This is a genomic window from uncultured Meiothermus sp. (assembly GCF_937863175.1).
In the GTDB taxonomy this organism is placed as follows: domain Bacteria; phylum Deinococcota; class Deinococci; order Deinococcales; family Thermaceae; genus Meiothermus.
The window spans coordinates 1-7318 of sequence record NZ_CALMCQ010000486.1; the positions used below are offsets into that span (position 1 = coordinate 1).

Annotated in this window: 7 protein-coding genes and 1 tRNA gene; 3 read left to right on the forward strand and 5 right to left on the reverse strand. The window is 61.2% G+C overall.

Annotation, left to right across the window (positions count from 1 at the left end):
- Positions 1-38: 38 nt before the first annotated feature.
- Both Q0288_RS17935 and Q0288_RS17940 read right to left on the reverse strand, forming a co-directional pair.
- The gene (locus Q0288_RS17935; protein ID WP_299433787.1) at positions 39-893 is read right to left on the reverse strand and encodes an SPOR domain-containing protein; all 855 of its coding nucleotides are present in this window, start codon (positions 891-893) and stop codon (positions 39-41) included.
- A 9-nt stretch (positions 894-902) separates the two neighbouring features.
- Positions 903-2354, reverse strand: a complete 1452-nt coding sequence (locus Q0288_RS17940; protein WP_299433790.1) for a tetratricopeptide repeat protein — start codon at positions 2352-2354, stop codon at positions 903-905.
- A 284-nt stretch (positions 2355-2638) separates the two neighbouring features.
- Here Q0288_RS17940 and Q0288_RS17945 point away from each other — a divergent pair.
- A tRNA-Met gene (locus tag Q0288_RS17945) sits at positions 2639-2715 on the forward strand.
- Positions 2716-2799: 84 nt separating this feature from the next.
- Here Q0288_RS17945 and fni read toward each other — a convergent pair.
- A complete protein-coding gene (fni, locus tag Q0288_RS17950) occupies positions 2800-3840 on the reverse strand; it encodes a type 2 isopentenyl-diphosphate Delta-isomerase (protein WP_299433793.1) in 1041 nt (346 codons plus the stop codon).
- Between the two features lie 231 nt (positions 3841-4071).
- On the opposite strand from fni, the gene Q0288_RS17955 reads away from it, so the two are divergent.
- Both Q0288_RS17955 and Q0288_RS17960 read left to right on the forward strand, forming a co-directional pair.
- On the forward strand, positions 4072-4986 hold the full coding sequence (locus Q0288_RS17955) for a 2-hydroxyacid dehydrogenase (protein WP_299433797.1): 915 nt from the start codon (positions 4072-4074) through the stop codon (positions 4984-4986).
- On the forward strand, positions 4976-5467 hold the full coding sequence (locus tag Q0288_RS17960) for a hypothetical protein (RefSeq protein WP_299433799.1): 492 nt from the start codon (positions 4976-4978) through the stop codon (positions 5465-5467). Before Q0288_RS17955 ends, Q0288_RS17960 begins: the two co-directional genes overlap by 11 nt.
- 85 nt (positions 5468-5552) lie before the next feature.
- Here the strand turns inward: Q0288_RS17960 and Q0288_RS17965 are convergent, their stop codons facing one another.
- Positions 5553-5987, reverse strand: coding sequence for a disulfide bond formation protein B (locus Q0288_RS17965; RefSeq protein WP_299433802.1), 435 nt, complete (start codon positions 5985-5987; stop codon positions 5553-5555).
- A gap of 109 nt (positions 5988-6096) precedes the next feature.
- Positions 6097-7011: a signal recognition particle-docking protein FtsY gene (gene ftsY, locus Q0288_RS17970; protein ID WP_299433805.1), complete on the reverse strand. Its 915-nt coding sequence runs from the start codon at positions 7009-7011 to the stop codon at positions 6097-6099.
- Between the last annotated feature and the right edge of the window lie 307 nt (positions 7012-7318).

The following is a 7318-nucleotide window of genomic DNA, read 5'->3' on the forward strand; positions in this document are numbered from 1 at the left end:
TCTGTACTTTAGCCATAAGAAGCTCCTGTTTCGTGCATCTAGCGCACCTCCAGAACCTCGAGGCCCCTGGCCCGCAGTGCGGCGGCTGCCGCCGAGGTGTCCTCGAAGGGGCCGACCCGCACTTTAACCAGTCCACCCTCTTCGACCAGCACCACCGGATAGCCCGCTTGTTGCACGGTCTCCACCACCGACTGGGCAGTCTGGGCACTGCGGAAGGCGCCCACCTGGAGGAATCGGCCCGTGCTGGGGTCGGGGCTGGCCTGTGGCTGGTCGGGCGGGGCTGCGGGGGTGGCTGCGATACGGGCTACCTGCGGCTGATACTGACCGAGGGTGTTGGCGATGGCTCGAGCGCGGGCCTGGCTGTCGTAGGGGCCAACCCAGACCCGGGTCAGGTTGCCGGAGGCCTCGAGATCCACCGGATAGCCTTGCTGACGCAGGGTCGTGGCCAGACGCAGGGCGTTTTCGCGGTTGCCAAACGCACCCACCACCACCCGCCAACTGCCGCCCGCATCGGCGGCCAGGGTTGGACGTTCGGGTCGGGGGGTGGGCGCAGGACGGGTCTCGGGTCGCGGTTGCCGATCCTCTACCTTAGGAGGAGCCGGTACGGGTTTGGCGACCGTGGGCGCCTGCGGAATGGGCAGTACCGTGACCACGGTTTCGGGTTCAGGCTGGGGTCGAGGCTGCACGGTGGGCGGGGCTGGGGGTCTGGACGGGGGTGTGGTTTGGGGCTGAACCTGCGGGGCCGGAGGAGAAATAGCAGCAGGGGGCGTCTGCCCCCTCTGTGGCCCAGCAAGCGGGTTAACCCCGGTCAGAAAAAGCACCACACCAGCCATGATGGCCGCAACCAGCAGGAAGATCAGCACATCGAGCCAATTTGATCTAAGCCAACCCATGCCACCAATCTACCGCAATAAGTCCCTGGCGGGAGCATAGCCGAGGTCGGCGGAGCGCTGCCAGGCCCGCCTGGCTTCGGCCACCCGGCCCAACGAGCGCAGGGTTAGACCCAGGTTGTACCAGGCCACCGAGTTGCGGACATCCAGGGCCACCGCTTGCGATAGCACCCGTTCCGCATCGGAGTATCTGCCTGCGGAGTAGAGGGCCGCACCCAGGTTGGCAGCCGTAGAAGCACTGGGGGACAGGGCCAGGGCTCTTTCGAGCGATGTGGCGGCGGCAGCATAGTCCTTCAGGTTGAACTGCGAGACCCCCAGAAAGAACCAGGCATCAGCGTTGTCGGCTCTTTGCTGGGTAACCTGTGAGAGGGTTTCAACCGCCTCGGTGTAGCGGCGCAGGGTATAAGAAGATTTGCCCTGTAGGAACAAAGCATCTATTCTGTCGGCTCCCTGGCTGGCCCGGACGGCCATTGCAGCAAAGCGGCCCGACTCGGCGGCCTGACCCAGGCGGTCATAGGCGGTGGCTAGACCCAGCAGCACTTTGGGTTCATCCGGGTTCTGCGCATAGGCATTCTGGAAGGACTCCAAAGCCCCTCTAGCATTGCCATCGCGCAGGCGGGCTATCCCCAGGTTGTACTGGGCAGCCCACAGTCTGGGATCGAGACGGGCTGCTTCCTGTAGCGATGCCTGTTGCTCGCGGCCTTGTTGGAGGGTGGACTTTTTGAGCAGCAGTTGGGCGCGTACCGAGTTGTCCCTGGCGGCTTCCAGCCCCCGGTCAATCTCGCGTAGCGCACGCTGGGGCAGCCCCTGGGCAGAGAAGATGTCGGCGATCTGGGAAACGGCCTGCACATTGGCTGGGTCGGTACTCAGAATTTGGTAGAGCACCGGCAGGGCCTCCAGGGGTTTGTTGGCCTTTACCAGGCTATCGGCGAGCAAAGAGGTAAGTTCGGCGTCACCCGGCACTTTTTCCAGGCCTTTTCGGGCAGCAGCAGCAGCAGCATCGTGCTGTCCCTGGACGCGCAGGGCTTTAACCTGGCCCACGTAGGCCGGCTTCAGATCGGCTGGGCTCAGGTTGGCCTTTTCACCCACCTCAACTGCTCTGGCAAAGGCCTGACTGGCCTCCCCGGCCTGGCCCTGGCGGTCACGCACCACCCCCAGGTTGAACCAGCCCTCAAAACGATTGGGATCGAGGGTGGTGAGCAGGTTGAATTCGAACGCGGCGCCGCGCAGGTCGCCCAGGCGATACAGGGCCAGGCCCAGGCCAAAATGAGCGCTGTAGTTGGAGAAGTCCCGGGCGATTACGGCTTCAAAACCCTGCACAGCTTCGTTGAGCCGCCCGGCCTCGAGGGCCGCCTGGGCCTGTTGCAGCGTCTGCTGGACAGCAGGTGCTGGCTGTGCAGGCTGACTTTGCTGCGCCCAGCCCAACGAAAAAATCAGAAGCGCCGCGTACAAAAGTTGTTTCATAGCGTCTCCTTCAGGTTAATCCTCATCTTGCGGCTCATTGTAGCACGTGAAGAAAATGCACAAGCGGCAAATGCACTTATCAAACCAAGCCCCTGACCAAAAGTCTAATACCAAATGTGCAGGGTGTGACGACAAACGGTCGTTCGCATACCGTACCCAGGGCGCGTCTGAGAGCCTCCCGCTTCGACTCTGGGGACAGCCCCGCGTAGAACTGGCATCCTGGGTATCTTGACCAAACGGGCCTCCCCCGCTAGTATGTAAAAGCTGTCACATGCAGCAGCCATCGCGGGGTGGAGCAGTCTGGTAGCTCGTCGGGCTCATAACCCGAAGGTCATAGGTTCAAATCCTATCCCCGCAACCAAAAAGACAGGGCCTGGGTTTTATCCTGAGCCCTGTCGTTTTCTAGCGGTACCTCCTAACCCCTGCTTAAAACGTAAGTCCTCCCTCAAATTCGTTCTACCCGCCCGAGCGCCTCCGCCGGGGTGCGGGCGCCGATAGCGAACAGGGCCACCCGGAGTTCGGTCAGAAAATCCTCGAGCCACTCCACCACAGCTTCGGGGCCTTTCAGGGCTGGTTCCAGCAGTGGACGGGCCATCGCGACCATCTGCGCCCCCAGGGCCAGGGCTTTGGCAGCATCGCTGCCGGTGCGGATACCCCCCGAGGCAATCAGGGGCTTGTGGGGTAAGGCGGCCCGGCACTCCACCAGGGCCTGGGCGGTCGGGATGCCGATTTCCACCAGTTCGGGGTGCAGGATGCGTCCATGGTGAACAAACTCTTCAACCCGGGCCCAACTGGTTCCACCCGCACCCGCCACATCCAGCGCGGCAAAAGGCAGGTGTGCCAGTTCCCGAGCAATTTCCCGCCCAATTCCGTGCCCCACTTCCTTGAGAATGACTGGAAAGGGTAGTTGCGGAAGCAGGTCAAGCAGCTTATTCAGCAAACCCCCAAAGTCGGTGTCGCCCCCCACTTGAAGGGCTTCTTGTAAGGGGTTGATGTGGAGCGCCATGGCATCGGCCCCAACCAGCTCGACAGCCTGCTCCAGGTGCTCGAGGCCATAGCCTTTATTCAGTTGAACCAGCCCCAGGTTGCCAATCAGCAGGGTACTGGGGGCCACCTCGCGCACCTGGAAACTGATCCTGGCCTGGGGGCGTTCCAGCATGACCCGCTGGCTGCCCAGCATCATCCCCACGCCCAGTCGTTCTGCCGCCAGGGCCAGGGCGCGGTTGACATGCCCTCCGTGTTCCTCGCCGCCGGTCATGGCCCCAATTAGGAACGGTGCTCGGAGGGGTTTGCCCAGAAACTCCGTGGACAGGTTCACCTCCTGCAAGGCCAGTTCGGGCAGGGCCCGGTAGCGCAGACGGTAGCGTTCAAACCCGGTGGTGAGCCGGGTGAACTCCACTGGCTCGTGGAGGCAGACCTCTAAATGTTTGCGTTTGCGAATTTGTATATCGGGTACATCCACGGCTAGCGTGATTGTACAGGGCATTTCCGGCCAGGCCTCCGGCAAAGCCGGCGAAGCCGGGTTCAGCGCGGTCTGCATACGGCTTGACCGAGATGGAACCGAGGCTCGAGGGTCGAAAGCTAAAGGCTCAGGAGTAAGTACGCTTGACGCCGGATAGCGGCGATAACCTCCGGCAAGAAGATTTGCCGTTCCGGAAACAATTGTGTCGCCAGAACGAGCGGCAAAAGATCCGCAAACCGCGATATAGTAACCCTGATGATTCTGCTAGTTTTCGAGGCGATTGAGCCCGACCTTTTACAGGGGTTTCCTGAGGGGGTGGAAGTGGCCTTTTTGCCCAGGGAAGCGCCTTTGTCGGAACGGGCGTTGCGGGCCGAGTTTGCGGTGGCGCCCTACGGCAGCGGATCCCGGCGGTTTTTTGCCGAACTCCCCAACCTCAGAGACCTGAAGGTGGTTCAGACGCTCACGGCTGGTGTGGACTGGATTCTGCCCCACCTGCCTACCGGGATGGTGCTTTGTGATGCGGCGGGCATCCACGATATTCCGGTCTCCGAGTGGATAGTAGCAGCGGTGCTGGGAGCCATTAAACGCTTCCCCGAGTTCCGCGATGCCCAGCGGGAGCAGCGCTGGGCCTACCGCTGGGTGGACGACCTGGAAGGCTCGACGGTGCTGTTTCTGGGTTATGGTTCGATTGCCAGGGCCACCGAAAAACGCCTGACCCCATTTGAAGTTAAGTTTATTCGGGTGGCGCGAACCGCACGGGAGGGGGTGTATGGGTTTGCTGCGCTGTCAGAGCTGCTTCCCAAAGCCGATGTGGTCATCAATCTGTTGCCCTACACCCCCCAGACCCACAAGCTGATTGGGGCCGAGCACTTCGCCCAGATGAAACCGGGGGCGCTTTTCGTCAATGCGGGACGGGGCAAGACGGTAGACCAGGAAGCCCTGGTGGAGGCTATCCGGGCCAGGCTGGTGCGCCTTGTTTCCGACGTCAGCGACCCCGAACCCCTGCCCGAAGGACATCCACTGTGGTCGCTGCCAGAGGTGTTTTTGACCCCGCATATAGCCGGCTCAACCCCCAGGCTATTCGAGCGCGGCTTCAAGCTCGTACATCAGCAAGTGGCGCGGTATGTGAGGGGGGAACCCCTGCACAACGTGGTGACGGATGGTTATTGACCTGCTGATTGCCCTGGTTTTTGCCGTTACTGCCTGGGCCATGGCACTATGGGTCTCGGCGGAGGTGAGCCTGAACCCAGCCCAGAACCGTTTACAGAGCGGCATCAATGTGGGGCTCACCGTTGCCATTCAAGCGGTGTATGTGCTGTCGGTGCAGACGACGGGTACCTGGCGCGATGCCTTGCTGGTGGTTTCGGTAATGCTTTTGCTCTCGTGGTATGGCATGCTGGGCTTGACCAGAGCGATGACCCGGAGCGCCACCCCCCAAGCTCGAGGTTTTGTCCCGCGCCTGACCGAGTTTTTCCAGCGCCTTCAGCTTGCCGGACACCGGGCCGTTGCTTTCGTGGTTCTGTTGCTAATGGGTGCGGGGGCGCTGGTTGGGCTTGGCGACCCCACCCTGATGCTTACCTTTACCCTGCCGTACCTAGCGGCCTTGTTTTGCACCTTGTGGGTTCCTCTCTGGGTGCGGACGCGGGGCTGAGCGGTGTCATTGGGCCTCTGCAAATGTCCGTGGCAGCAAACTCATCGAGAGCGGTTTCGGGAAACAGTGCGGGGTAAACCAGTACCTACCGCTTGGTCGAGCGCACCAGGAACAGTGCGACGGAAATCAGGAAAAAGGTAATCCAGGCTTGCAGGGGAATGGGGAAGCTGGGGATGTACTCGATGTTGCAGGGAATGGGGCCGGAGCAGACACTGGGAGCAAAGCCAGGAACCCACTGCTCCAGCAGGTGGTAGCTGCTCCAGAACAGCCCCAGCAGCGAAAGCGTAAGGGCGTAGGGTTTGATGTTAACATCACCGCGCCAGGTGGCAATGGCCAGGATAAAAACCAGCGGATACATGGCGATGCGCTGATACCAACACAGTGTACAGGGAATGAAGTGGCGCACCTCGGAGTAGTAGAGGCTACCGAGCGTCGCTACCAGCGCTACCAGCCAGGCAAAAGCCAGGAGCAGCGCGTTGCGGTCAAAACCACTTGTAGATCGGGTCTGCGTCGTATTCATACTAACCGCCAGGGTACTAAACCGCCCTGGGTTTGACCAGGGAATTCCGCCCCCACTTCAGCCGAACCTTTCAGGTATCGGGGCAGATTTGTGCTTCGGTATGCCCACCTCATCCGAGCAGGGCCTCAACAAACTCGCCTGCGTCGAACGGCTGCAAGTCGTCGGCCTTCTCGCCTACCCCGATAAACTTGATGGGCACCCCCAGTTCACGCACGATGGGTACCAGCACACCGCCCCTGGCGGTACCGTCGAGCTTGGTGACAATCACACCGGTCAGGCGGGCGGTCTGGTGGAATTTTTTAGCCTGCTCGAGGCCATTCTGCCCGGTTACGGCATCCAGCACCAGCCAGACCTCAGCCGGCTCGCCGGGGTCGGCCTTGGTGATGGAGCGCTTGACCTTAGCCAGCTCCTCCATCAGGTTGTGCTTGGTGTGCAGTCGGCCTGCGGTGTCCACCATCAGCAGGTCGGTGCCCCTGGCCTTGCGGCTGCTGGCCGCGTCGAAGGCCAGCGCTGCGGGGTCGGAGCCCTCTGGCCCCTGGATCACCGGGATGCCCAGGCGCTCGCCCCACAGTCCGAGTTGGGCCCCCCCCGCTGCACGGAAGGTATCACCCGCACAGAACATCACGCTCTTGCGCTGGCCCTGGTAGTACTGCCCCAGCTTGGCGATGGTGGTGGTCTTGCCCACGCCGTTTACCCCGACCATCAAGATCACCTTGCCGGCTGGCTCAACGGTGGACTTTTTTGCGCTGGGGTTAAAGCCAGCCTTGCGAATTTTGGCCCGGAAGCTGTCGGGCTCGAGCTGTACCGTGAGGGCTTGCTTGAGGGCTTCGCGAAGGTCTTTTTTGCCCGACTGGCGCACCTCTTCCAATACTTCGCTGGTGGCTTCGACCCCCACATCGGCGGCAATCAGGGCGAACTCGAGTTCTTCCAGCACCTCTTCGGGGCTTTTGCTCCAGGGAACAGATCTGGTGAGGTTGTCACGGGTCTTGCTAAGACCCTCTTTGAGGCGCTGAAACCAGCTCATAACGCTTCAGTCTACCGCTCTCAGGTAAGGTTTGGCGGATGGAAAGTCACAGAATATGGAATGCAGATGCAATTGCATCGCAAAACAGATAGGAGTCGTTGCCGTCAAGTCGGTAACGGCCACCACCAAAAGCACTCGTGCTACTGCTGCTTGGCCAGAATTTTTAGAACAAAGGACAGGACTCCCTTATCGCAGTGAATTGCGCAGGGTTGTAGAAAGCTTACCCTCGAGTCTGTTGTTCCAGGTCAGGAGCTAGGCTTTTATCATATACAGCCAGAGAGCCAACGAAACAGGGGCATGGGTTCGG

Bases quoted from the DNA above. Each gene is read 5' to 3' on its own strand.
- Q0288_RS17935 (WP_299433787.1), bottom strand. From the start codon at position 893: ATGGGTTGGCTTAGATCAAATTGGCTCGATGTGCTGATCTTCCTGCTG.
- Q0288_RS17940 (WP_299433790.1), bottom strand. From the start codon at position 2,354: ATGAAACAACTTTTGTACGCGGCGCTTCTGATTTTTTCGTTGGGCTGG.
- fni (WP_299433793.1), bottom strand. From the start codon at position 3,840: ATGCCCTGTACAATCACGCTAGCCGTGGATGTACCCGATATACAAATT.
- Q0288_RS17955 (WP_299433797.1), top strand. From the start codon at position 4,072: ATGATTCTGCTAGTTTTCGAGGCGATTGAGCCCGACCTTTTACAGGGG.
- Q0288_RS17960 (WP_299433799.1), top strand. From the start codon at position 4,976: ATGGTTATTGACCTGCTGATTGCCCTGGTTTTTGCCGTTACTGCCTGG.
- Q0288_RS17965 (WP_299433802.1), bottom strand. From the start codon at position 5,987: ATGAATACGACGCAGACCCGATCTACAAGTGGTTTTGACCGCAACGCG.
- ftsY (WP_299433805.1), bottom strand. From the start codon at position 7,011: ATGAGCTGGTTTCAGCGCCTCAAAGAGGGTCTTAGCAAGACCCGTGAC.